This is a genomic window from Fretibacterium fastidiosum, from assembly GCF_000210715.1.
GTDB classification, from domain to species: Bacteria; Synergistota; Synergistia; order Synergistales; family Aminobacteriaceae; genus Fretibacterium; species Fretibacterium fastidiosum.
In genome coordinates, this window is sequence record NC_021038.1 from 550,199 (window position 1) to 572,664 (window position 22,466).

18 protein-coding genes, 1 tRNA gene and 1 pseudogene are annotated in these 22,466 nt (G+C 65.3%); 6 read left to right on the forward strand and 14 right to left on the reverse strand.

Annotated features, from left to right (window positions below; all coding sequences use genetic code 11):
• Together SY1_RS02385 and SY1_RS02390 are read right to left on the reverse strand one after the other, a co-directional pair.
• The coding region (locus tag SY1_RS02385) for a hypothetical protein (RefSeq protein WP_208872616.1) at positions 1 to 232 on the reverse strand (232 nt) is incomplete at its 3' end.
• 167 nt (positions 233 to 399) lie between these two features.
• Positions 400 to 487 (reverse strand) — tRNA-Ser (locus SY1_RS02390).
• Between the two features lie 129 nt (positions 488 to 616).
• Here SY1_RS02390 and SY1_RS02395 point away from each other — a divergent pair.
• Complete coding sequence (locus SY1_RS02395) at positions 617 to 1,063, forward strand: acyl-CoA thioesterase (protein ID WP_015556055.1); 447 nt, start codon at positions 617 to 619, stop codon at positions 1,061 to 1,063.
• Positions 1,064 to 1,144: 81 nt separating this feature from the next.
• Here SY1_RS02395 and SY1_RS02400 read toward each other — a convergent pair whose 3' ends face one another.
• Both SY1_RS02400 and SY1_RS02405 read right to left on the reverse strand, forming a co-directional pair.
• A complete protein-coding gene (locus tag SY1_RS02400; protein WP_015556056.1) occupies positions 1,145 to 2,407 on the reverse strand; it encodes a dicarboxylate/amino acid:cation symporter in 1,263 nt (420 codons plus the stop codon).
• Positions 2,408 to 2,529: 122 nt separating this feature from the next.
• Positions 2,530 to 3,837 (reverse strand): MFS transporter, encoded by a 1,308-nt coding sequence (locus SY1_RS02405; protein WP_208872617.1) that lies wholly within the window; start codon positions 3,835 to 3,837, stop codon positions 2,530 to 2,532.
• Between the two features lie 167 nt (positions 3,838 to 4,004).
• Here SY1_RS02405 and cysS point away from each other — a divergent pair.
• A pseudogene (gene cysS, locus SY1_RS02410) lies at positions 4,005 to 5,425 on the forward strand (cysteine--tRNA ligase).
• A gap of 90 nt (positions 5,426 to 5,515) precedes the next feature.
• Here the strand turns inward: cysS and SY1_RS02415 are convergent.
• Positions 5,516 to 5,881: a hypothetical protein gene (locus tag SY1_RS02415; protein ID WP_208872618.1), complete on the reverse strand. Its 366-nt coding sequence runs from the start codon at positions 5,879 to 5,881 to the stop codon at positions 5,516 to 5,518.
• 885 nt (positions 5,882 to 6,766) lie between these two features.
• Here SY1_RS02415 and SY1_RS02420 point away from each other — a divergent pair.
• The 3 genes from SY1_RS02420 to ftsH are packed head-to-tail and all read left to right on the forward strand — an operon-like array spanning position 6,767 to position 10,457.
• Entirely contained in the window at positions 6,767 to 8,047 is a 1,281-nt protein-coding gene (locus SY1_RS02420; protein ID WP_015556058.1) for an amidohydrolase, read from the forward strand.
• A gap of 26 nt (positions 8,048 to 8,073) precedes the next feature.
• Positions 8,074 to 8,508, forward strand: coding sequence for a hypothetical protein (locus tag SY1_RS02425; RefSeq protein ID WP_015556059.1), 435 nt, complete (start codon positions 8,074 to 8,076; stop codon positions 8,506 to 8,508).
• Positions 8,509 to 8,555: 47 nt separating this feature from the next.
• Entirely contained in the window at positions 8,556 to 10,457 is a 1,902-nt protein-coding gene (gene ftsH / locus SY1_RS02430) for an ATP-dependent zinc metalloprotease FtsH (protein ID WP_015556060.1), read from the forward strand.
• Between the two features lie 108 nt (positions 10,458 to 10,565).
• Here ftsH and SY1_RS02435 read toward each other — a convergent pair whose 3' ends face one another.
• The 6 genes from SY1_RS02435 to SY1_RS02460 form a co-directional block, all read right to left on the reverse strand.
• A complete protein-coding gene (locus tag SY1_RS02435; protein ID WP_015556061.1) occupies positions 10,566 to 11,561 on the reverse strand; it encodes a hypothetical protein in 996 nt (331 codons plus the stop codon).
• 151 nt (positions 11,562 to 11,712) lie between these two features.
• Positions 11,713 to 12,048: a hypothetical protein gene (locus SY1_RS02440; protein WP_208872619.1), complete on the reverse strand. Its 336-nt coding sequence runs from the start codon at positions 12,046 to 12,048 to the stop codon at positions 11,713 to 11,715.
• On the reverse strand, positions 12,020 to 12,967 hold the full coding sequence (locus SY1_RS02445) for an EamA family transporter (RefSeq protein ID WP_015556062.1): 948 nt from the start codon (positions 12,965 to 12,967) through the stop codon (positions 12,020 to 12,022). Before SY1_RS02445 ends, SY1_RS02440 begins: the two co-directional genes overlap by 29 nt.
• 41 nt (positions 12,968 to 13,008) lie before the next feature.
• Positions 13,009 to 13,737: an MgtC/SapB family protein gene (locus SY1_RS02450; RefSeq protein WP_015556063.1), complete on the reverse strand. Its 729-nt coding sequence runs from the start codon at positions 13,735 to 13,737 to the stop codon at positions 13,009 to 13,011.
• A 6-nt stretch (positions 13,738 to 13,743) separates the two neighbouring features.
• The gene (locus SY1_RS02455; RefSeq protein ID WP_208872620.1) at positions 13,744 to 15,213 is read right to left on the reverse strand and encodes a cation:proton antiporter; all 1,470 of its coding nucleotides are present in this window, start codon (positions 15,211 to 15,213) and stop codon (positions 13,744 to 13,746) included.
• A gap of 232 nt (positions 15,214 to 15,445) precedes the next feature.
• On the reverse strand, positions 15,446 to 16,468 hold the full coding sequence (locus SY1_RS02460) for a helix-turn-helix domain-containing protein (protein WP_015556064.1): 1,023 nt from the start codon (positions 16,466 to 16,468) through the stop codon (positions 15,446 to 15,448).
• A 216-nt stretch (positions 16,469 to 16,684) separates the two neighbouring features.
• On the opposite strand from SY1_RS02460, the gene SY1_RS02465 reads away from it, so the two are divergent.
• Entirely contained in the window at positions 16,685 to 17,950 is a 1,266-nt protein-coding gene (locus tag SY1_RS02465; protein WP_015556065.1) for a GLUG motif-containing protein, read from the forward strand.
• 161 nt (positions 17,951 to 18,111) lie between these two features.
• On the opposite strand, the gene mdoH is transcribed toward SY1_RS02465, so the two are convergent.
• From mdoH to SY1_RS02480, 3 genes are read right to left on the reverse strand one after another with little or no spacing between them, the layout of a single operon-like run.
• Entirely contained in the window at positions 18,112 to 20,172 is a 2,061-nt protein-coding gene (gene mdoH, locus SY1_RS02470; RefSeq protein WP_015556066.1) for a glucans biosynthesis glucosyltransferase MdoH, read from the reverse strand.
• On the reverse strand, positions 20,169 to 20,558 hold the full coding sequence (locus SY1_RS02475) for a hypothetical protein (protein ID WP_015556067.1): 390 nt from the start codon (positions 20,556 to 20,558) through the stop codon (positions 20,169 to 20,171). The genes mdoH and SY1_RS02475 overlap by 4 nt, the downstream gene beginning before the upstream one ends.
• A gap of 4 nt (positions 20,559 to 20,562) precedes the next feature.
• Positions 20,563 to 22,164 carry an OpgD/OpgG family glucan biosynthesis protein gene (locus tag SY1_RS02480; protein ID WP_208872621.1) on the reverse strand — a complete coding sequence of 534 codons (1,602 nt, stop codon included), beginning with the start codon at positions 22,162 to 22,164 and terminating at the stop codon, positions 20,563 to 20,565.
• Positions 22,165 to 22,466: the final 302 nt, after the last annotated feature.

Sequence of the window (22,466 nt, forward strand, 5' to 3'; positions counted from 1 at the left end):
AGACGCAAATTGGTATCATCCTGAAAAACTCTGCCGGATCCACATCGATGGTGTCCGTGCGGGCCATATCGATAGAGATCATCCTGTCCACCTCCCAATTCAAATTACACCCCAACCAATCGCTCCAAGTAATCCACCCACCGGGCCACCACGTACCGAAGCACCTGCCCGTCTTGGGGTTGACCCCCTGAGCGAGTGTCAGCCGGGCCTCGTCCCGCTTCATCCTGCCCATCTTGAGCGAGACCTCCGGGTACACGCCGAAGGCAGGGGGGGCTCCTTCCCCCTCCAGGAATAGCGCATCCGCCAGTACTTTCGGCCGTTGGGCATGACCGGGAGATAGAGCCCCCGCCCAGTGAGCGGGGGCTATTGAGAGGATCGGGAACCATCGGTTTTAACGACTGGCGGAGGACAGAGGATTCGAACCCCTGGAGGCTTGCGCCTCAACTGATTTCAAGTCAGCCGCCATCGACCGCTCGGCCAGTCCTCCGCGCCTGCGATTATATCACAATCCCTGGAGCTGCGGGGATTTCACGCCTTGAATTCGCCGGCCGCCGCCCTTAAAATAGGCGTCAAACGACGGACGGGACGGCGCGTCCCGTGCCCTTGGGAGGATGGGATGATGGAGGGGAGAGGGGCGTTCGTCTGCCGCACCCGGGTGCGGTACGGCGAGACGGACAAGATGGGCATCGCCTACTACGGGCGCTACATGGACTGGTTTGAGATGGGCCGGACGGAGTTCTGTCGAGCTCAGGGCCGAAGCTTCACGGGGTGGGAGGCCCAGGGGATCCTGCTGCCGGTGGTCGAGGCGCACTGCCGCTACAAGGCCTCGCTGCGCTACGACGACGAGATCGAGATCGAGACGGCCGTCGTGGAGCTGTCGAAGGTCAGCGTGACCTTTCGCTGCCGCGTGTTCCGTGCGGCGGATGGCAAGCTGGCGGCGGAGGGGTACACGCGGCACGCCTTCACCTCGACCGACGGCAGGCTCCTCCGGCACGGCAACGCGCTGGCGGACTGGCTGGGGGCGATGACGGCAGGCGCAGGAGCCTGCAGGACGCCGGAGTGACGTTGGCGCACAAAAGAGGGACGGGCCGAGTGGGATCGGCCCGTCCCTTCGTCGTCGTTTTCGGCTCCGGTCGCCTGGCTCCTAGCCCTGCTCCCGGCCTCCGAGGAGCTCTTCGCCCTCGCTGACTGCCACGACGGCGCAGACGGCCGTGTCGCCGATCACGTTCAGGCAGGTGCGCGCCGCGTCCAGGATGGCGTCGATGCCCGCCACGAGGGCGAGGCCCTCGATGGGAAGCCCAACGCTCGTCAGCACCATGGTCAGCATGATGAGCCCGCTTCCGGGCACGCCCGCCGTGCCGATGGAGCCCAGAGTCGCCGTCACGACGATGCCGATCTGCATCTGAAGCGTCAGCGGGACGTTGAAGGCCTGGGCCACGAACAGGGCGCACACGCCCTGGTAGAGGGCCGTCCCGTCCATGTTGATCGTCGCGCCGAGGGGCAGCACGAAGGAGCTGACCCCCTCCGAGACGCCGAGGTTGGAGCGCACGTTGCTGTAGGTTATGGGCAGGGTGCCGGAGCTGGAGCGCGTGGCGAAGGCCGTGATGGCGGCCTCCTGGATGCCCCGGAAGAACCACAGGGGCGAGCGCCGGCAGAGCGCGGCGATCATTCCGGAGTACACGATGACCGCGTGGAGGACGCAGCCGAGGTAGACGGCGGCGATGACCTTGGCGAAGGGCGCCAGGATGGCGAGTCCGTACTTCGCCGCCGTGACCGCGATGAGGGCGAAGACGCCGAAGGGGGCCGTCTGCATGATCGTGTGGGTCATGGCGTACATGACCTCCGCCACGCCCTCGAAGAAGTCCGCGATCTTTCGGCCCCGCTCGCCCGCCAGGATGCAGGAGACGCCGAAGAAGAGCGCGAAGACGATGATCTGGAGCATGTTGGCTTTCACCATGGACTCCAGCGGGTTGGAGGGGAAGATGCCGAGGATGACGTCCAGGATCGGCACGGCTTCCCTGGCCTCCGCCTTCAGCCCGGTGGGGATGTTCATGCCCGTGCCGGGGTCGATCACGTTGCCCAGCATGAGGCCGATGACGATGGCCACCGCCGTGGTGACGAGGTAGAGCGCCAGGGTCTTGACGCCGATGCGCCCCAGCTTCCTGGTGTCCCCGACGGAGGCCGCTCCCGTCACCAGCGAGGCGAACACCAGCGGGACGATGATCATCTTCAGCAGGGTCAGGAAGATCTTGCCCACCAGGTCCAGGAAGGGCATGACCCACCCGCTGAGGAAGGGGGACGTGCCCAGGAGCGGACCGATCCCGAAGCCGAAGAGGACGCCCAAAACGAAGCCGATGCTGATCTTTACAAGCAGGGAAACTTTCCTTTTGCCACCGTTCTCGCTCATTCGTGCTCTCTCCTTTCAAGGGAACCGCCCTCCACCCCTGGCGGGAGGTGGGTGCGGCGGTCGTCTGAACCCATATCCTCTTTATATTGTACAATATTTTTGCGATTCTGCGCGTTCTGCCTTCATCCTTCTATCCGACAGCCGGAGCCGTTCAGGTGCAGAGAGATCATGAAGCCTGCGACGGCCGTCAGGGGGCCCATGAGGATGAATATCTGGGCGATGCTCCACCCCCAGGAGATGAGGAGGCTCGCCCCCACCGCGGACGCCGTCATGAAGATGGAGTCCGAGATGTTGGCGCAGGCGATGATGCTGGCGACGCAGCCCTCCGGGGCTTGGCTCTGGATCACGGCGTAGAGGGGGACGATGTAGAGCCCTCCGCAGAAGGCGATGAGGAGGAGGCAGAGGGGGATGGGCCAGTTGGCGGGGCTCTCGAGGAACGCGCCGAGGCCCATCAGGCAGGCTCCCGGCGGCGTGGGAGGCCTGTCGCTGAACATCCAGAGGAGGACGCTGGCCGCCGCGATGCCGAAGGCGGCCGCCGGCACGAAGCGCGCCGTGACGCGTCCCCTCAGGAGGGCGTTGCAGGCTATGGAACCGATGCCGATGCCGAAGGAGAAGATGGCCAGGAAGGAGGTGGCCACGTTCTCGTCCGCCCCCAGCACCAGGCGCGCGTAGGTGGGGAACTGCGCCAGAAACGTCGCCCCCACGAGCCAGAACCAGGAGATGGCCAGCATGGGGACGAAGACCTCCCTCATGGGGACGATGCTTTGGACCATCTCCCATGTCCTTCGGAGGAAACGAGGGGAGATGCGGCGCGTCGGGTCGATGGGCCGGGTCGGGGGGATGAACCAGCTGCTGACCCACCCCGCGGCGGCGATGAACACGGCGATCCCCCCCACCACGTAAATCCCCCCCTGGCGCAGGATGAGGACGCCGCCCAGGATGGCGCCGCTCAGGATGGCCAGGTAGGTCCCCATCTGGATCAGGCCGTTGCCGGCGATCAGCTCGTCCTGAGCCAGGTGTTGGGGCAGGATGCTGTACTTGGCGGGGCTGAAGAACGTGGACTGTGCCCCCATCAGGAAGAGCACGACGATCAGGAGCCAGATGTCGCCGAGGCAGAACCCGACGGCGGCGCCGGCCATGATGAAGATCTCCGCCAGCTTCACCTGGCGCATGAGGAAGGCGCGGTCACAGCGGTCCGCGAGGTCCCCCGCCGGGGAGGCGAAGAGGAAGAAGGGGAGGACGAAGGCCCCCGCCGCGACGTTGACCATGACGCGGGGGTCCGTGCCCGACTCGTCCGCCAGGCGGAAGGTGATGAGCATCATGAGGGCGCTCTTGAAGAAGTTGTCGTTGAAGGCGCCCAGGAACTGCGTCAGGAAGAGCGGAAGGAAGCGGCTCGTCATCAGCAGGGAAAACTGATTTTTAACGGACAAGGTTATTCTACCTCCGAATCAAAGTGAAAAACAGGTACAATAGACGTGGGGCGAGGACGCGCCCTGCCCCGTCCGCACTATTATACTCAACTAACGCACGGTGCGGAGAGCCCGCAGCGCGCTGTCCCGACGCGGGCGGATCGTATTTTTTCGGAGGTGCTGTTGATTTGAGCCTGATGCTGTACAACGATCTTACGCGCAAAAAGGAGCCGTTCGTCCCGCTGAAGGAGGGGGAGGTCTCCTTCTACAGCTGCGGGCCGACGGTATACGACTACTTCCACATCGGCAACGCCCGGCCCTTCATCGTCTTCGACGTGCTGCGCCGATGGCTGGAGCACCTGGGGTACAAGGTAACCTTCGTTCAGAACTTCACGGATATCGACGACAAGATGATCCATCGGGCGCACCGGGAGGGGACGACGGTCCCGGAGCTGGCGGAGCGCTTCATCGCGGAGTACCGGAAGGACGCGAAGGCGCTGGGCATCCGTCCGCCCACGGTCGCCCCCCGCGCCACGGAGAACGTGCCGGAGATCGTGGCCACGATTCAGAGGATCATGGACAACGGCCACGCCTACGTTTCAAGCGGCGACGTCTACTTCGACGTCCGAAGCTGGCCGAAGTACGGCACCCTGTGCCGGCAGGGACTGGACGACCTGGAGGCCGGCGCCCGCGTCGAGGTGGGGGAGAAGAAGCGGGACCCGCTGGACTTCGCCCTGTGGAAGGCGGAGAAGCCCGGCGAGCCGGCGTGGGACAGCCCCTGGGGCCGGGGGCGCCCCGGCTGGCACATCGAGTGCAGCGCCATGTCCTCGAAATACCTGGGCGAAACCATCGACATCCATTCGGGCGGCGTGGACCTGGTCTTCCCTCACCACGAGAACGAGATCGCCCAGAGCGAGGCCGCTAACGGAAAGCCCTTCGTGCGCTACTGGCTGCACAATGGCTTCCTGCTCATCGACAGCGAGAAGATGTCCAAGTCGCTCGGCAACTTCCTCACGGCGCGGGCGGCGCTGGAGAAGTACCCTCCCCTGGCGCTGCGGTTTTTCATGCTGAGCGCCCACTACCGGAGCCCCATCAACTTCGCCCCTCCGGGCTGGAGCAGGCGGCCAGCGGCGTGACGAGGCTCCGGAACTGCCGGTCCGACCTGGACTTCGCCGCGAAGAACCGTCAGAGCGATGAGTCGGACCTGGACCCGGCGGCCTTCCAGGCGAAGATGAAACGGCTGGAGGGGAGGTTCGCCGACGCCATGAACGACGACTTCAACACGGCGGCGGCCCTTGGCGTCCTCTTCGACGTCGTGCACCTCGTCAACACGACCCTGAAGGACCACGAGACGCTCCCCAGGGCCTTCTTCGAGACGGCGAAGGCGGCCCTCAAGACCTACGACGACGTGCTGGGCGTCATCGGCCCCGACGAGGCGGAGTCCGAAGAGGGTGGGGACCAGGAGGTCGAACGCCTGATCGCGGAGCGGCTTGCGGCCCGCAAGGCGAAGGACTTCGCCCGCTCCGACGAGATCCGGGCCCAATTGAAGGAGCGCGGCATCATCCTGGAGGACACGCCCCAGGGCACGAAGTGGAAACGGGAGCTCTAAGCCGTAAGGGAGCACAAAAGGGCGGAGGCCTCTTTGAGGCCCCGCCCTTTCGCTTTGAACGTCCTGTTGTCGCGGTGCTCCCCTGGAGGGCTAGTTGTCCGCCCTCATCTGCTCCTGCTGCACCTCGAGGAACTCCGCCAGCTCCTCGATCGTCCAGTCCACGGAGTTCAGGAGCCTGGTGTCCAGCCCCCGGAGCTTGCCCCGCTGGGCGAGACGCTTCCTCTCGCGCTGATACTTCTTCCACGTCTGCGGCGTGGCGTCCAGCCCTCGTTGGGCGCGCCAGAGCGTGTAGCCCACCTCGAACTGCCAGCCCGGCGGCGGCGTGTTCTTAAGGCGGGCCCGTTTCCTCGCGCTGCTTGCCGCGTCCGCTCCCAGCGCCAGCGCAGCCCCGATCGCGGAGGCCAGCAAAAGGGCGAGGATCGCCCGTCCCGTTATCCTCTTCATGTTCATGGACATACCCTTCTCTCCGTTTCCAGCCGTCCTGAATAACTTCTCAGCGGCTTTATTGTACAATGAAATGCGTAAAAAAGCGCAAAAAATTTTCGCGCGCAAGCGGACCCTTCGGAGGCGGTTTCGAGGCTGATCTCAGCTTGCAGCCCGCTCCGGGACGTTTTTGGGCACCGGATGAAAGGCTGAAGTTGTCGTAAAAAATCCTTGGAGTTTTTGGGCGCTTGCGATAGAATTGAAAAGCGGGCCTTCGAGTCCGTTTTTGACAACCGCTTTCAATGACGTGCCGCGGGGCACGCCTCTTCCTTGTGGAGGCGTGCTGCTGGACTTTGTTCTCCACCATTCCAGGGCGGCCATACCTGCGTCATCGAAACCTGTATCCTTCCCCCTTATGTGCGCCCCTCCCCGGTTCGGAGGGGCGCATGTCGATCCGAAGCGAAGCCCCCCCTCGTCTGGTGGAAGGCCTTGCCCGGAGACGGGCCCCGGACGCCCCTCCCGTTGGGACGTGCCGCCGCGGGGCAAAATTTCGTTGAGAAACTTAAAAGACGGGGTTGGATTTTGGAGCCGTATGCGATAAAATAAGCGTAAATGTTTCTGTGAGCCTTCGTCCCCATCCGAAGTCCCCTACGCTCGGCGGAAGGCACGTCCAGGTTCCCGCGAGACATTTGTGTCACGGCGTCCCCCTGCTTCATCCATACCTGAATCCTTCCCCCTTACACGAGGCCCCTCCGTCAGGAGGGGCCTCGTGTTGTCCGGCTCCGTCCCGGTCGAGCCCTTCCCTGCGGGAAGGAGGGTGGTCTAAGCACAAACATCCTGTCCACGGGGTGCCGGTCGTGCTAAAGTATAAGGATGAACGTTGTGAACGGACTTGGGGGATCTGGAGGGATGAGAGCGATGGACTTGAAGGAACTGGAGCGAAGGATGATCGAGACGCGGCGGGACCTGCACCGCTTCCCGGAGCCGGCCTGGACGGAGTTTCGCACCTCCGCGCTGGTGGCAGCGCGGCTTGAGGGGTTGGGGTACGCCCTCAAGATGGGGAGTGAGGTCATCGACGCGGGCTCCGTGATGGGGCGCCCCTCCGAGGAGGAGATCGACCGGGAGATCGCCCGTGCCGTCGAGCAGGGCGGGGATCGGGAGCGGATCGAGAGGATGGGCCGGTACACGGGCGTGACGGCGGACCTGGACACGGGCCGCCCTGGACCGACACTGGCCTTCCGCTTCGACATGGACTGCGTGGACGTGGGCGAGGACATGTCGCCCGACCATCGTCCTGCGAAGGAGGGCTTCGCCAGCGTCAACCCCTGCCGAATGCACGCCTGCGGGCACGACGCCCACACGGCCATCGGCCTCGGCGTGGCGGAGCTCCTGACGGAGATGAAGGGGCGGCTCTGCGGGCGGGTGCGCCTGATCTTCCAGCCCGGCGAGGAGGGCTGCCGCGGCGCCTACGCCATGATGAAGAAGGGCGTCGTGGACGACGTGGACTTCTTCCTGGCCATGCACATCGGAGGCGGGGTGCCGACGGGGACCTTCGGGCTGAACTCGCTGGGCTACCTGGCCACGACGAAGCTTGACGCGCGCTTCACGGGCGTGCCGGCCCACGCCGCGGGAGCCCCGCACATGGGGCGCAACGCGCTCCTGGCCGCGGCTGCGGCCGCGCTGGGGCTGCACTCCATCGCGCCGCATCGGGATGGGGCCATGCGCCTGAACGTGGGCGTGCTCCAGGCCGGAACGGGTCGGAACGTCGTCCCCGCCGAGGCCCTGATGAAGGTGGAGACCCGGGGTGAAACTCAGGAGGTGGCGGACTACGTTTACGGGCGTGCGGAGGAGGTCCTGAAGGGCGCGGCGGAGATGTATGGCGTGCGGGTGGAGCTGAGCAAGGCGGGCGAGGGGACCACCGCCAGGGGCGACGAGGAGCTGGTCCGGCGCGTCGGCGCTGCGCTGCGGGCTTCGGGGATATTCCGCAGCGTACTGGATACCGTGCGGGCCGGCGGCAGCGAGGACGCCACGTGGTTCATGCGTCGCGTGCAGGAGAGGGGCGGCGAGGCCGCCTACATGGCGCTGGGCGCGGACATCGCCGCGCCGCACCACAACGGGCGCTTCGACGTGGACGAGCGGGGCATGATCCTCGGCGCGCGGGCCATGGCCGCCATCGCGGAGTCGCTGCTGAGCCAGTGACCCTGGGACCGGGAGCGAACGGCGGGATGAGCGGGATGACGCGCTGGGGCCTGTTTCTGGCGGGACTGTTCGCCGGGGCGACGGGGGGGCTCTTCTATCTGGACCACGTGGTGGCGGGCGCCCTGTGCCTTGCTGCGGCGTCGGGAGCCCTCTGGTTCGCCCTCAGGCGGCGGGAGGCGGAGGAGCCGCAGGAGCGCGGCATGGTGAGCGATGCGGACCTCTCGGAGCTGGCGCTGTTCGTGGCGGAGCTGGCCGTCAGCGGCCTGAAGGGGGTGGGGCGCACCATACCGCCCTCGACGAAGGAGATCGAACAGCTGGAGGGGCGACTGAACGTCCTGCTGGACCACATGGGGGTGTCCGACGCCAGCCGGGCGGACCTGCGGAGCGAGTTCGAGCGGATCAAGGGGCGCACCCGGCGCAACGAGGGGGGCATCGCCCTGATCCGCAGCCGGCGGCTTTAAGCCGCGGTTGACATAAATATAAACGGCAAAAAGTATGGAGGAACCGGATGAATAAGGGGCAGAAGTTCTCCGCGGGGTATTTCCTGGCGGCGCTTGTCCTGGCGTGGCTCTTTGCGGACCTCGTCTACAAGCCCTACATGGAAAGCCGGACGGAGGTGCCGTACAGCACGTTTCTGGCGGACCTCGAGAACGGGGCCGTCGACGAGGTCAATCTGGCGGCGGAGCGCATCGTGTACAGGCTGAAGGCCGTCAGTTCCGACCTCAGCGACCGGCCCGTCGTGGGCGGGATCATCCTCGACCGCAGCCCCGCCCCGGTCGTTCGGAACGTCGTGCGCGTCCTCGACCCGCTCCTGGTGGAGAAGCTCGCCAGCGCGGACGTCACCTTCGGCGGCGTGGCGCAGCAGAGCGCCATCCTGGACACGGTCCTCGGCGTGCTCCTGCCCTTCCTGCCCCTGCTCCTGCTCTGGTACTTCATCTTCAAGCGGATGAGCGGCGGCAGCGGCAGCGTGCTCTCCTTCGGCCGCAGCAAGGCCCAGGAGCTTCAGGGCGAGATGACGGGAGTCCACTTCAAGGACCTGGGCGGCGTGGGGGAGGCGGAGGTGGAGCTTCGGGAGATCATCGACTTCCTGAAGGAGCCTGAGCGGTACAACCGGTTCGGCGCGAAGCTGCCGAAGGGTGTCCTCCTGGTGGGGCCGCCCGGCACGGGCAAGACGATGCTGGCCAAGGCCACGGCGGGCGAGGCGGGCGTGCCCTTCTTCTTCATCACAGGGTCCAGCTTCGTGGAGATGTTTGTCGGCGTCGGCGCCGCGCGGGTGCGCGACATGTTCGAGCAGGCCAAGAAGAAGGCGCCCTGCATCATCTTCATCGACGAGATCGACGCCATCGGGCAGTCCCGCGCGCTCTCCATGACGGGCAACAGCGAACAGGAGAACACCCTGAACCAGCTCCTGGCGGAGATGGATGGCTTCACGCCCAACACGGGCGTCGTCATCATGGCGGCGACGAACCGGCCGGAGATACTGGACCAGGCGCTGCTGCGCCCGGGGCGCTTCGACCGCCAGATCCAGGTAGTGCTCCCGACGGAGGAGGGGCGGCGGGATATCCTTCAGATTCACACGCGGGAGGTCCCGTTGGACGACAACGTGGACCTCAAGGCGCTGGCGAAGGTGACCCCCGGCTTTTCGGGCGCGGACCTGGCGAACATCGCCAACGAGGCGGCGCTCATGGCGGTGCGCCGCAAGGCGGAGAAGGTGTCCGCTCAGGACTTCGACCTGGCCGTCGAGCGCGTGGTGGCGGGCCTGCAGCGCAGGACCCCTTTGACGCCCGCGGTGCGGCGGCGGGTGGCCTACCACGAGACGGGCCACGCCCTGGCGGCCTGTTTCCTGCCCGGCACGGACCCGGTACATCGCGTCAGCATCATCCCGACGGCCCGGGGCGCCCTGGGCTACACCATGCAGATGCCGACGGAGGACCAGTACATCGTGGGGGAGGCGGAGCTGCAGTCGCGCCTGGCGGTGCTGCTGGGCGGCCGGGCGGCGGAGCTTTTGATCTTCCAGGAGCCCTCCACGGGGGCCTCCAACGACCTGGAGCGCGCCACGGAGACGGCGCGGCGCATGGTGACGGAGTTCGGCATGTCGAGCCGTCTGGGGCCGGTGCGCTACGCCGGGCGTGCCATGACCTACCTGCACAGTGAGGCCGAGAGCCGCACGGACCTGGGCAGCAGCACCTTCGAGGCGATCGACGAGGAGATCCGCCGCCTGGTGAGCAAGGCGCAGGAGACGGCGGTGGAGCTCCTGAAGGCCCACGAGGCGACGCTGCACGAGGCGGCGCGCGTGCTTCAGGAGAAGGAGGCCATCACGGGCGACGAGATACGGGAGATCATCCGGCGCGTGGAGGGATCCGTCCCGGCAGAGGAGAAGTCCGCGGACGCTTCACTCGGAGGACGGTAAGGCCTGACGGGGGATTGCCGTTCGTCAAGGCGCGAGACGGGAGGAGGGGACGGATAGCCCCTTCCTCCCGTCGATTTTTCCTCTGTGCGGACCGTGGTGCCGCGGGGATCAGGTGAGGCGGTAGATGGAATGGGCCGCGAAGGGCAGGATATCCCATATCGTCTCCGCCTGCCCTCCTGGGTAGTCCCGCAGCCCTTCGAGGCTGACGCTCCACAGCTCCAGGGGCGCCGCAGGCCCCGGAAGGGCCTCGGCGATCGGGCCCAGCAGCTTCACGCAGCGCTCTGCGTCCCGCTCCTCCGTAAAGGCAAAGAGGAGCCAGTTGACGCCGTCCTGATCCATCGCGTCCAGGTCCACGTAGCCCGGAAGGTAGAGCCTCCTGAGCATCGTCAGAAACATCTGGAACTCCCCGACCTTTTCCAGGTATTCGGGCAGGCTCTCTGGCGCGGGGGGAGGCATGAAGGCAAAGAGGAAATGGTCGGCGTTGAACAGGCCGCAGGGGTCCGCGGGGAGGGGCGGGAACTTCGCGTAGTCCTGAAAGTCGTATCGGCTCTTGTACAGCAGGTCGAACTCCGCGTCCCGCAGACCGGGGGCGTTCGCCGCGAGCCACGCGCGGACCTCCTCCGCGCCCGGCATGGGACGGGTTCGCGCGGCCACCCCCGTCTCCGGGAAGTCCTCGGCCATCCTCCTGAAGACGGGCGCGTCCGGGTAGCGCCAGCCCGGAGCGGCCCCGTCCATGACGAAGAGGTCCTCACCCCTGACGTTGGGCAGCGCGAACCGGAACGGGGCGACGTACTCCTTCACCCCCCATCGCTGGAGGTGCCGCTTGTCCAGGAGCAGCATCAGCTCCCCCCATCGGGCGGCCCGCTTCCTGTCCGGGGCCTCCCCCGGCCTGGAGGGCAGGCAGGCCTCACCCGCGAGCTTCAAAAACGCCTCCCTCCCCGTTGGCGACAGGCTGTAGGCGCCCTCTCCGAACTCCAGCAGCCCCTCGCGCGTCAGGTCGTCGGCCGCCGTCCGGTCCAGCTCCGCCAGCGCCAGCATCGCGGGCGTCCAGCAGGGATACCGTTCGTCAAAGGACAGCAGCAGTCCTTCCATGCTTTGTTCCATCACACGTCGCCTCCCCGATCGGTTTTCTCAGGCTCCCGTTCCGTCGTACTGCGCGATAGAATCCATCGTCTCGTTTTCGAGAGCGCTCACGGACCGTTCAAAGGCTGCCAGCTGCCCCCACTCGGCCCGGCCGGCGCTTCAGATCGAAACGTTACCGTATTCCGCAGGAACGTCCTCCGGGGGCTGCGGCAGCGACGCGCGAGCGATCAACACCTCCGCGGCGGAAACGCTTCAACTCCTCGTCGATTGTCGCCGGGATGTCCGAGAAGTCTATGTCCTCATCCCGAACCGTGCGCAAAGCCGCGATGGCTTCCTTCCGGCTGCGTGGATAGTCACTTGGATAATTGTCGCTCATACGCCTCTCTCTTTCCGCCTTCTCATCGTCCCACGTAAAAAACAAGCTACCCAAAGCATAAAGGGAAACGTGCGGCGTCCTCAACGGCTTCACCAGTATTTCCTTAACGGGCGTGGGGCCGGCGTTCTCCAAGCTGGAAGACGGCCAGACCGGCGACGACGGCCGCTATCCCCGCCCACTGCAGGGGGGCCACCCGCTCCTCGTGAAACAGCATCCCGCTCAGCAATCCCGTGACGGGCACGAGGAGCGAGAAGGGCGCGACCCTTCCGGCGGAGTACGCGGCGATCATCTGGTTCCAGGCGGAGTATGCGAAGAGCGTGGACAGGACGACGAGGTAGAGGACGGAGAGGACGGCGGCGGCGTCGATCTGCGCCAGCGACTGCAGGATGGCAGACGGCCCGTCGCCGACGAGGGAGAGGCCGAGCATGGGGAGGGGGACGAAGATCGAGGACCAGACGATCATCTCCATCATGTCGAGGCTCCTTCCGCTCCGAAGGCTCTCCTCGGACGCCCTCTTGACGATGAGGTTGGAAGAGCTCCAGCAGAACGCGGCCAGGAGGTTCATCAGAAAGGCCGCCGTCGGGACCGCTGCCGCCCCGAAGGGGCCGCCGATCAGTCCCAGGCCGACGGCGGCCAGGCCGATGCCGGCGAGCTGAGCTCCTCCGATCCTCTCCCCCATGAACTGCGCCGACAGGATCAGGGTGAAGATGGCCTGGGACTGCATGACCACCGAGGCCAGCCCCGCGGGCATGCCGATCTTGAGCGAATAGAACATGAAGGAAAACTGTCCCACCCCGCTGAGCAGCGCGTAGGCCGCCATCGTCCGCCAGGAGACGGCGGGCTTCTTCACGAAGAAGATCAGAGGGAGGACGATGAACAGGTACCTCAAAAAGACCAGGAAGAGGGGCGGCACCGACCTCAGCCCGGTCTTGACGACCGCGAAGTTGACGCCCCAGACGACGGCCACCGCCAGGAGCAGCAGGACGTCGCGTCTAGCCATCTTGCCCTCCGCTGACGGGGCGGCCCCGCAGTCGATATGAACTTCCTTCATCCGTTGCCTCCAGATTTGACGGTTGGCCGCGCCCGGCGTGGTCAGTTGATCTCCTCGATGTGGGAGATGTACTCGAGCGACCTCAGGGCCTCGATGATCTCGCTGTGCTTTTTGTACTTCTTCAGCTCGGCGCTGTTGATGGTGAGGGAGACGGTGTAGACGCTCAGGCCCGAGTTCAGGTACGCGGGGTTGGATTCTATGTCCTCAATCCGAATCCCCAGGCGCCGGACCGTCGTGACGAAGTACTGCAGGTTGCCCTTGCTCTTCAGCTCCAGGTGGATCTCGAAGTGGTTCGACTTGTCCTTCATGTACGTTTCGATGGGCGGGAACAGGGCCAGGGAGGAAAACAGGGCCAGAAACGAGATCAGGGCCACCGTGTAGAGCCCGGCGCCCAGCGCCATCCCGACCAGCCCGCAGGACCAGAGGGCCGCCGCCGTGGTCAGGCCCTTGATCTGGCTCCTCGAGCTGAACAGGATGGCGTTGACGCTGATCATCGCGGCGCCGACGACGGCCGCCGCCGAGATGAAGGGGAACCGCTCCGGGGCGGATTGGCAGAGGTACAGGTCCGTCAGCATGGCCGTCGTGGAGGTCAGGGAGACGAGGATGAAGGTGCGCAGTCCTGCGGAATGCCGCTTGCTGGACCGTTCGCAGCCGATGATCGCCGCCAGGACGACCGACATCAGGATCCTCAGCATGACGGAGCGGACGTTGAGCTCCGCCGTCCACCCTCCAAGGATTGACGCGGTCAGGCCGTTGATTTGCGCGTTCATGATGTCCTAAAACCTCCTCGTGCGCGAGTGGTGGATGTTCGCGTAGCGGCGGCCCGCCTCCATCGCCGCATACTGCTTCTCCGACGCCTCCAGAAAGGCCTCCTCTTCCTCCGAGAGGAGCGTCTTTGGGGGCGGGAGGTCCTTCTGTATCTTCTGTATCCTCTCGATCAGCAGCTCTATGGAGGACTTCTGGCCCTCGCCCTGCGAAAGGTCCTCCTCCGGAACGATGTCCTCGATCCGCGTCTGGTAGGACCCCGACAGGTACAGCGAGAGCTTGGCGCAGGCCGGACCGATCAACTCGTAGAGGACGCTGGAGGCCAAAATAATGGTCTGTAGTGCACTCCCCGTCTCCCCTCCGAGCGTCCTGGCGCCGAGGGCCGCGAGGCCGATGGCGACGCCCGCCTGTGGGATCAGGGCCAGGCCGAGGTGGTTCCGGACGTTTTTCGGCTTGCGCACGAGAAAGCAGCCCCAGAAGGCGCCGGCGTACTTCCCCAGGATCCGGACGAGGAAGTAGATGACCCCGACGAGGAGGAGCGGCACGCTACCAACGGCGGCCGAAGTGCGGAAGAGCGCGCCCAACTGGAACGACACCCCTGATCGGACGAAGAACAGGAGGAGGATCGGAGGGCTGAAGTAGTTCAGTTGCTTGAACAGCTTGTCGTCCTCGGTGAGGTTGATGTAGACCGTGCCCATCGACATACAGCCCAGGAGCGGAGAGACGTCGAACAGCGTGCAGATGCCGCAGAACGAGGACAAAAGGGCGATGGAGATGATCAGCCGATTGTCGGTGGAGCGCCTTTGGAACAGCATCCACTTCATCACGAGGCCGAAGAAGCAGCCGAGGCCCAGAACTCCCGCGTTGACGACGATCGGAAGGAGGACGTTCCGGAGGCTGAACCCGCCCCTGCCGGAGATCGACGCCAGGGCGACGGAGATGGCGATGCTGTATTCGACCAATCCGACGACGTCATCCAGCGCCACGACCTGCAGGAGCGTGTTGACGAAGTCCCCCTTTGCGCCCGTCTGCCGGATCGTCATCATGGTCGAGGCGGGGGCGGTCGCCGAGGCGAGGGCGGCCAGGACGATCGAGAAGGCGAAGTTGAGGCGGAGGACGAACCAGGCGGCGACGAAGACGAAGACCGAGGTCAGGAACGCCTCCAGGATCGTGATGACGACCACCTTCAGCCCGTTCTTCTTCAGCACGGACACCTTGAAGAACTCGCCCGTGCTGAACGCGATGAAGGCGAGCGCGATGTCCGGCAGGAAGTCCATGCCCTCGATGATCCGAGGGGGGACGAGGTGCAGGCAGTAGGGCCCGATCAGGATGCCGGAGACGATGTAGGCGGTCACGTCGGGCAGCCTCAGGCGCTTCGTCAGGCGCGTCGCGATGAATCCGGAGAACAGCATGAGCGCTACGGACATGATGACGGCGGCGGCTGAGGACGTATTCTGAAAGGCAGAGAGATAATCCGGCAACGTTGCCCCTCCATTTCGAGGTCCCGCAGTGACGGTTTACAACGTTAATTATAACCCAACCGCAGGGCGGCAGGAAGGGAGGGGCCTCCCAAATCCGCAGGGAGGGGTAGGGTAAACAGAACTATCCAGCAGGGGAGATTTTTTCAAAAAATTGGCCCTGCTGGCCCTCCTCTGTCTTCAAAATCGAGAGCTTTGTTCGTGCCCCTTGCCTTTGGCCCGATAGTCTGGGGAATCAGGGCTCCTGGAGCGGCAGCGCGCTGCGCCCATTCTGCCGATACCGGATCGGGGAGACGCCGTAGCGCCTCTTGAAGGCGCTGCCGAAGTTTCCGCTGTTGGAATAGCCGACGTCGGAGGCAATTTCAAAAACGGATTTGTCCGTCTCTAGCAGCAGCGTCGCGGCCTGGCTCAAACACAGGTTCCTGTGATGGGCATAAATCGGCTCGCCAAAGATATTTTTGAAGCCCTTCTTCATCGTGGTGGAGTTGACGGACAGCTCATGGGCGAGTTCGGAGATCGACGGTGGGTTGTCTATGCGCTCCATCAGAATCCCTGGAATCATTCTGATCCGCTCCAGCTCGAAGGCGTCCCCGCCATTCCCCTCGTTTTCCTCAGACGGCAATCCCCTGGCGATTATCCGCGACAGTATCTCCATCAGCTTGCCCTCGAGGAACAAGCGCTTGACCCGAGTTGGATAGTCATAATGCAGCATCTGCAGAAAAGAACCGGCCATGGCCTGTGGCGCACGCAGCAAACGAGGCTCGCTTCCGTATCCGCTGCCAGCCCTGAGCGCTTCCGCCCACAATGCACCGCCATCCTCTCCGAGGAGGTCCGATAATATCTTCCCGGGACCGCCAAAGGCGATGGTTCTGCTCGGCCTTCCGCCGCGAAAGGTCATGCTGCCCCTGCAGCCCGACGGCGGCAGGAGAAAGAGGTCCCCGGGCGAAACCATTCTGCCGCTGCTCTCGTCCAGGAGGTAAGAGCCGTCTGCGAGGTAGTCCATCCCCAGGACGCCACCGCCGAAATCGTAGGGTATGACGATGTCCGCCCTAGGCGAGATATTGAGAACGTTCAGGCTCACACCATGGAACAGGCTGTGGGTTTCCAGAAGGATTTCCGCAAATGGAGCTGATAGACAAACCAGCCCACCCTCCGGGTCGTCCGCCTTTGGAGCCTTCACGGGCCTCCCCGTCTCATGGATTGCCTCAAAAAACTCTATGTGATCCCTGAAGGTGACGCTGCAAGACCGTTCAATCATTATGGGCTTCCTCATTCAGGCTTCCATTCTCGACAAGGCATCGCACCTTTTGTTAGTCCTGACAAACTAAAGTATTATAGCATTTCGAGAAAAAATTTCCTCTCCCATGACGAAAATTTCCTCCCGCATAAGCGTTCGTCTGTTTGTTATGCCATACTGCGCTATAAGCCCTGTAACGGGCAGAGAGGCCAAATTATCCATAGGAGGTGCTTCAATATGAAAAGCCTTAGAACGAGAAACCTGAGAAGCCGGCGCGGGGCGTTGAATATCGTCGTGCTCTTCCTTCTGGGTATCGTGCTGCTGGCGAACGGAGGCTGCGGGGGGAGCGGAAGGAGCGAAAATGCGGCCTCGCCCTTTGCGGGAGGGCAGGGGACGCAGGAAGACCCCTACCGGATCGCGACGGCGGAACAACTCACAAAGATCAGGGATTACCGGGACAAATCCTTCATCCTGATCTCGGACATCGACCTGTCGTCGTACGGCAACTGGGACCCGATCGGCACGTTCAACAGGGAGATCGACGACCCCGAAAAAAGTGAGGTCGCCAAGTCCTCGCTCGCCTTCGTGGGCCGGTTTGACGGCAACGGGCACACGATCTCGAATCTGACCGTCAACCGCCCCGAGACCGTAGGCGTCGGGCTGTTCGGCTTCGTCGTGGGCAATGCCGCTTCCCAGTCCATCCGGAACCTGACCGTCAGCAATGCGGACGTCAAAGGCGCTTGCATGGTTGGGGGCGTCGTCGGGGTGATCAACGGCGGGATAACCGGCATCAAGCTGACCGGCGGGAACAGGGTGGAAGGCTACGCGGTCGGCGCCGTTGGCGGCATAGCGGGAATGGGGTACGGCGCCATCGAAAACTGCACCGCCAACGCGAGCGTAACCTCCAACGGGAAGGGCATGCAGGGGCTCGGCCTCATCTGTGGGGGCGGCAAGTGGCTGACCGTCCGCGCCTGCACGGCAGAGGGGAACGTCACGGCAAAGGGATTCGGGGCTTTCTCGGTAGGAGGGCTGGTCGGCTGCATCCAGGAGTCGCCGATCATGGAGAACTGCGCCGTAAAGGCGACCATTGATGCCTCGGACGAAAAGAGCTTCATGGTCGGCGGGTTGACGGGCCACGCCGGCAACTACGACAAGAGCAACCCCACCCTGATCCGAAACTGCTCTGCCGACGTCGACATCACGGTTTCGGCTTCGTCGAAGCGGGTCGGCGGGCTGGTCGGTGGGAACCTCTTCGTGTCGGCATTCCTGGAGGAGCACCCGACCCCTTCAATCTATCGCATCACCGGCTGCGCCACGTCCGGCTCCATCAAGGGAAACGCGAGCCAGGTCGGAAGCATCGCCGGATACGGCTACGACTGCTCCGTCACGGACTGCACGAGCACTCTCGTCTGGAGCGGCGGGGCAATCAAACCGGTTGGCCTGATGCAGAGTGCGGGCGAAACGCCCGACCCCATTGGCCTGGATTATTACGCGGGCGAATGAATGACCGCAAAATAAAAAAGTGGGACCATACGGGTCCGTCTGAACCGGGAGGCCAGCCGCTCTGCGGCCGGCCTCTGCAATGGAGCCGTTTTATGAGGGCACTCACTCCGAGAAGATCGCGATCACCCTCTCCACCCCTGCGCCGGGCCGTCAGGCCCGCCCTACAGGCCCCAGGGGGCGCCCTGCCGCTCCGGCAGCGTCCAGACCTTGCGGTGCAGCTCCCGCATCGAGTCCGGGCTGTTCAGCAGCGCCATCTTCTCCTTTTGGGACAGGGCCTCTCCCGACAGGGCCCGATCGACCAGCGCGGGGTTCAGCGCCCCCCTCAGACGGCGGTTCATGGCGAGGTGAAGGGCGTTCGTGTGGGGGTCCGCCACGGCGCGGCGGAAGCCTTCCTCCTGGGAAATGCCCAGGGGCGAGTAGCGGCGGCGTTCCGCCAGCGCCTCCGCCTTGTCCGTCAACTCGCGAGGCGCGTGGAGCTCCTCCGGGATGGCGAACAGCCCCAGGCGGGCGGCAGCCCGCCCCAGGGACGCCCGGCTGGTGAACACGGACAGCGGCACGGAGAGCGCAAGCGGAAGGACCACGGGCAGGAGCCAGAGGAAGAAGGACGGGGTCACCCGATGGAGCAGCCAGCCCCAGGTCAGGCCGATGAGGACCGCCCACCAGTGCGCCCGGACCGCCTCACCCCACGTCGTCCCGCGGTCGTCCCGCGACTGTCCTCCCCAGCCGGTCCCCCAGCCCAGCAGGGTCACGACGACGAATCGGCTGTGGCAGATCATGCGTATGGGTGCCAGCAGCATGGAGAGGATCGTCTCGCCTGCCACCCCCAGAAGCACCCGCAGCGCACCGCCGTAGCGCCGCGCGCTCCGCGCGATCAGCAGGGCATGGATCAGGCAGAGGAGCTTCGGCAGGAAGAGGAGGAGCGCTGTGCAGCTCAGGAGGGTCAGGGCCCACTCCGGGTACCAGACGTGCCACTGGGGGAACAGCATGTTGGGCTGCGGAAAGTAGTTTGGCTCCACCAGGACGTCCAGCAGCGCCTGGATGGAGCTTGCGATCAGGAAGATCAGCCACAGCAGGGCGGAGCCGTAGGACAGGATGCCGTTGAGGAAGAGGGCCCGGTGCGTGGGGAAGAAGCCGTAGGTGAAGATCAGGCGCAGGTGCTGAAGGTTCCCCTGGCACCAGCGCCGGTCGCGCTTCAGCTCGTCGATCAGCGTCGGGGGCGTTTCCTCGTAGCTGCCGTCAACTCCATAGGCCAGCCACACCTCGTAGCCCGCGCGGCGCATCAGGGCGGACTCGACGAAGTCGTGGCTCAGGATCTCCCCGCTGAGGGGCCCGCGGCCCGGCAGCTTCGGCAGCTCGCAGTAGCGCATGAAGGGCTCGACCCGGATGACGGCGTTGTGCCCCCAGTACTGTGCGTCGCCCAGCTGCCAGAAGTTCTGTCCGGCGGCAAAGACCGGACCGTACAGGCTGTTGGCGAACTGCTGCACCCGCGCGATCAGGGTTTCCCGGTTCACCCCCCTGGGGGGCGTCTGGAGGATTCCGATCCGCGGGTTCCGCTCCATGGCGTCCACCATGCGCACCCAGGTCGTCCCGGCCATGACGCTGTCCGCGTCCAGCACGATCATGTAGCGGTAGTTCCGCCCCCAGCGGCGGCAGAAGTTGGCGACGTTGCCGCTCTTTCGCTTCACGTTGGAGGGCCTGCGGCGGTAGAAGAGGTGCCCGTCCATCCCCAGGCGCTCCCGCAGCCCGTACCACGCCTCCTCCTCGCGCACCCAGACGTCGGGGTCCGTGGTGTCGCTGAGGATGAAGACGTCGAAGCGGCCCTCCTGTCCCGTGGCGGACAGGGAACGCCACATCGCCTCCACGCCCGCGCCGACGTTTTTCGGGTCCTCGTTGTAGATGGGGATGAGCACCGCCGTTCGGACGTCCTGTGGAAGGTCCGGCAGGGGGGCGTCGGGGTCGATGATTCGGTAGCCCTGGTATCGGAAGAGCAGCACGAAGAACCCGAAGAGCGCCGTCCAGAACCCCGTCGATATCCAGGCGAAGAGGACGCCGAACAGGGCGCACAGGAGCAGCTCCACCGGCGCGCCGCCCTGGTGGGGGAGCAGGGCGGACATGTAGTCTGCGGCCAGGACGGAGGGGACGACGATCAGCGACAGAAAGAGGCAGCGGCGCCAGAGCGCGGAGCGACGCCAGGCGGGCCGGGCGTTTGGGGCGGGCGTCATCGCGTCCGGCCCTCCTCAGACCGCCGGAGCCTCCTGATAAGGCCCCTCAGAGAGAATCCGCCGCGCGTCATGGAGATGCGGGCCGGAGGCATCGACCCCCGGTTGTAGGGCGGGACGGGCACCGGAAGGGCGTCCGCGTCGGGCAGGAGCCCCCGGTCGGCGCACAGCGCCCTCAGGGCCTCCATGGCGGTCTTCATGTCACAATCCTCGGCATGAGCGGGGAGCGTTTCGCTCGTCCCAGAGGGGCAGAGCTCGTCCATGGTTTTCAGCACCAGCTCCAGCCCCTCCCGCGGGGGGAGGCGAAGGGCCCGGACGTAGAGGAGCAGGCGGTCCCGCAGGACCTCCTCGGGGCGGGGGGCTTGAGGGTCGCAGCGAGTCGGGGTCATGGCCCTACCTCCCAAACACGTAGGTCCAGGTTTCGGTGAGGGGGTCCGGAAGGTTTTCCCCCTTCTTGAGGACCGCGGAGAGGCGCACCGCGGGCGGCAGGGCCGGAAAGACGGAGAAGCCTCCACCCGCGTCCACCTCCACCTGGAAGGAGAGCCGCCAGCCGCCGGTGCGGGAGTTCTTCTCCAGGTGCTTCTGCACCAGCTTGGCCCCTTCGACCTCCACGATGCTGGTGATCCCCGAATCCGGGGGCAGGTCGTTCAGCTCCCCGCCCTTGAAGTCCACGAGGAAGCGCACCCAGTTCTTGCGGTCGCCCATCGCCTGCCGCGTGGCCACCACGCGCCCCAGGGGGTGCAGGCGGTGCTCAAGCCCGCTCCAATAGAGCGTGCAGGCGCCCTTGAGCGGCTCGTCGGGGCTCTCGCGGTTGGGGAGCCAGAAGGCCACGACGTTGTCGTTGTACTCCGAGTCCGTGGGGATCTCGATCAGCTCGACCCGGCCGGGTCCCCAGTCCCCATCGGGCTCGACCCAGAGGGAAGGTCGTTTCTCGTACTCCGCCTCCAGGTCCTGATAGCGCTCGAAGCTCCGACCGCGCTGCAGCAGGCCGAAGCCCAGAAGCCGCTCCGCCGGGATGTCAGTGACGCCCAGCCGCTCTCCGTTGCGCAGGGCCCGCCACTGCCAGACGTCGTCGTCCCTGTGGACCAGCAGGCCGTCGGAGTCGTGGACCTCGGGCCGGTAGTCTCCGCGCCTTCCGTTCTCAGGGGCGCCGTAGAAGTACATGCTGGTGAGGGGGGCAACCCCTGCCTTTTCGATGCCCTTGCGGAAGAACACCTGAAACTCCTCGCGCATCGAGGTCTCCGGCCCCGGAGCGATGACGAAGCGGTAGGCTCCGGCGCAGCTGGGGCTGTCCAGCAGGGCGTAGACCGTCAGCACGGCGTCGCCGCTTGCGGGCTTCTGGACCCAGAACTCGCGGAACCATGGGAACTCCTCGCCGGAGGGGAGCGCCGTGTTCAGAGCCAGTCCACGCGCGGAGAGGCCGTACTTCGTGCCGCGGCCGACGGCTCGGAAGTAGCTGGCCCCCAGAAAGACGGTCACCTCGTCCTTGTACTTGGGGTCGTTGAGGGCGTAGTGGATGCGGAACCCGGCGAAGCCCACGTCGGTGGAGGCCACCTGGGCCTTCAGGTCGTCGTTGGGGTACTGAAAGAGCTCCGTGGAGAAGGGGACCGGGATGGCCTGCCCCTCCTCCACGACGTTGATGTTCACGTTGCGGTCGTAGTAGAAGCCTGAGTGAAAGAACTGAAGCTCGAAGGGCAGGTTCTCGAACCGCCACAGGGCGCGGTCGGGCTTGAAGCGGACGGAGCGCCACTGGTCGTAGCTCAGCGTGCGGAGGGACGCGGGCAGCGGCGCCGGAGGGACGTATTCCGCTTCAGCCGACTTGCGGGCCAGGGCGACCACGTCCTCGAAGCCGAAGGCCCTTCTGGCGTCGGCGGAGGCCGCCGGTCGGTCGGTCGAGGCCGGCCCCTGCGACGCCACGTCCCCGGAGCGCGGGAGCGCGTCCGCGGACGCCCCCCTGGGGGCAGCGGCGATCGGCGTCGAAAAAAGCATCCCCATAACGAGGAGAACGACGACGGAGAGGCTACGGCAGGCTATGGATTTCAAAACGGGCCAGGACAAATGCACCCATCTCCCTTCCTGGTCTTTTCGAACGCGACGGGGAAAGCGTCCTTTTCCGTTAACCTATTCAAGCACAAAGCGCTTCGTCGTCAAGCGTCTCCTCTGCAAGTCGGAGGAAAGGACGCGGGCGCCATGCCGCCAGACCCGGCCGCCTCCCCGCGCCGCGCTGGACAAGAGACGCGAGGACCGCAGCCCGAAAGATCGGGGCTGCGGTCCTCGCGTCATACCAATTTGCGTCT

Excerpts from the sequence above, each read along its gene's own strand:
- SY1_RS02400 (WP_015556056.1), bottom strand. The coding sequence starts at position 2,407 with ATGAGCGAGAACGGTGGCAAAAGGAAAGTTTCCCTGCTTGTAAAGATC.
- SY1_RS02435 (WP_015556061.1), bottom strand. The coding sequence starts at position 11,561 with ATGGAACAAAGCATGGAAGGACTGCTGCTGTCCTTTGACGAACGGTAT.
- SY1_RS02460 (WP_015556064.1), bottom strand. The coding sequence starts at position 16,468 with ATGATTGAACGGTCTTGCAGCGTCACCTTCAGGGATCACATAGAGTTT.
- SY1_RS02395 (WP_015556055.1), top strand. The coding sequence starts at position 617 with ATGATGGAGGGGAGAGGGGCGTTCGTCTGCCGCACCCGGGTGCGGTAC.
- SY1_RS02450 (WP_015556063.1), bottom strand. The coding sequence starts at position 13,737 with ATGAACGCGCAAATCAACGGCCTGACCGCGTCAATCCTTGGAGGGTGG.
- SY1_RS02415 (WP_208872618.1), bottom strand. The coding sequence starts at position 5,881 with ATGTCCATGAACATGAAGAGGATAACGGGACGGGCGATCCTCGCCCTT.
- SY1_RS02475 (WP_015556067.1), bottom strand. The coding sequence starts at position 20,558 with ATGACCCCGACTCGCTGCGACCCTCAAGCCCCCCGCCCCGAGGAGGTC.
- SY1_RS02480 (WP_208872621.1), bottom strand. The coding sequence starts at position 22,164 with ATGGGGATGCTTTTTTCGACGCCGATCGCCGCTGCCCCCAGGGGGGCG.
- mdoH (WP_015556066.1), bottom strand. The coding sequence starts at position 20,172 with ATGACGCCCGCCCCAAACGCCCGGCCCGCCTGGCGTCGCTCCGCGCTC.
- ftsH (WP_015556060.1), top strand. The coding sequence starts at position 8,556 with ATGAATAAGGGGCAGAAGTTCTCCGCGGGGTATTTCCTGGCGGCGCTT.
- SY1_RS02425 (WP_015556059.1), top strand. The coding sequence starts at position 8,074 with ATGAGCGGGATGACGCGCTGGGGCCTGTTTCTGGCGGGACTGTTCGCC.
- SY1_RS02465 (WP_015556065.1), top strand. The coding sequence starts at position 16,685 with ATGAAAAGCCTTAGAACGAGAAACCTGAGAAGCCGGCGCGGGGCGTTG.
- SY1_RS02445 (WP_015556062.1), bottom strand. The coding sequence starts at position 12,967 with ATGAAGGAAGTTCATATCGACTGCGGGGCCGCCCCGTCAGCGGAGGGC.
- SY1_RS02420 (WP_015556058.1), top strand. The coding sequence starts at position 6,767 with ATGGACTTGAAGGAACTGGAGCGAAGGATGATCGAGACGCGGCGGGAC.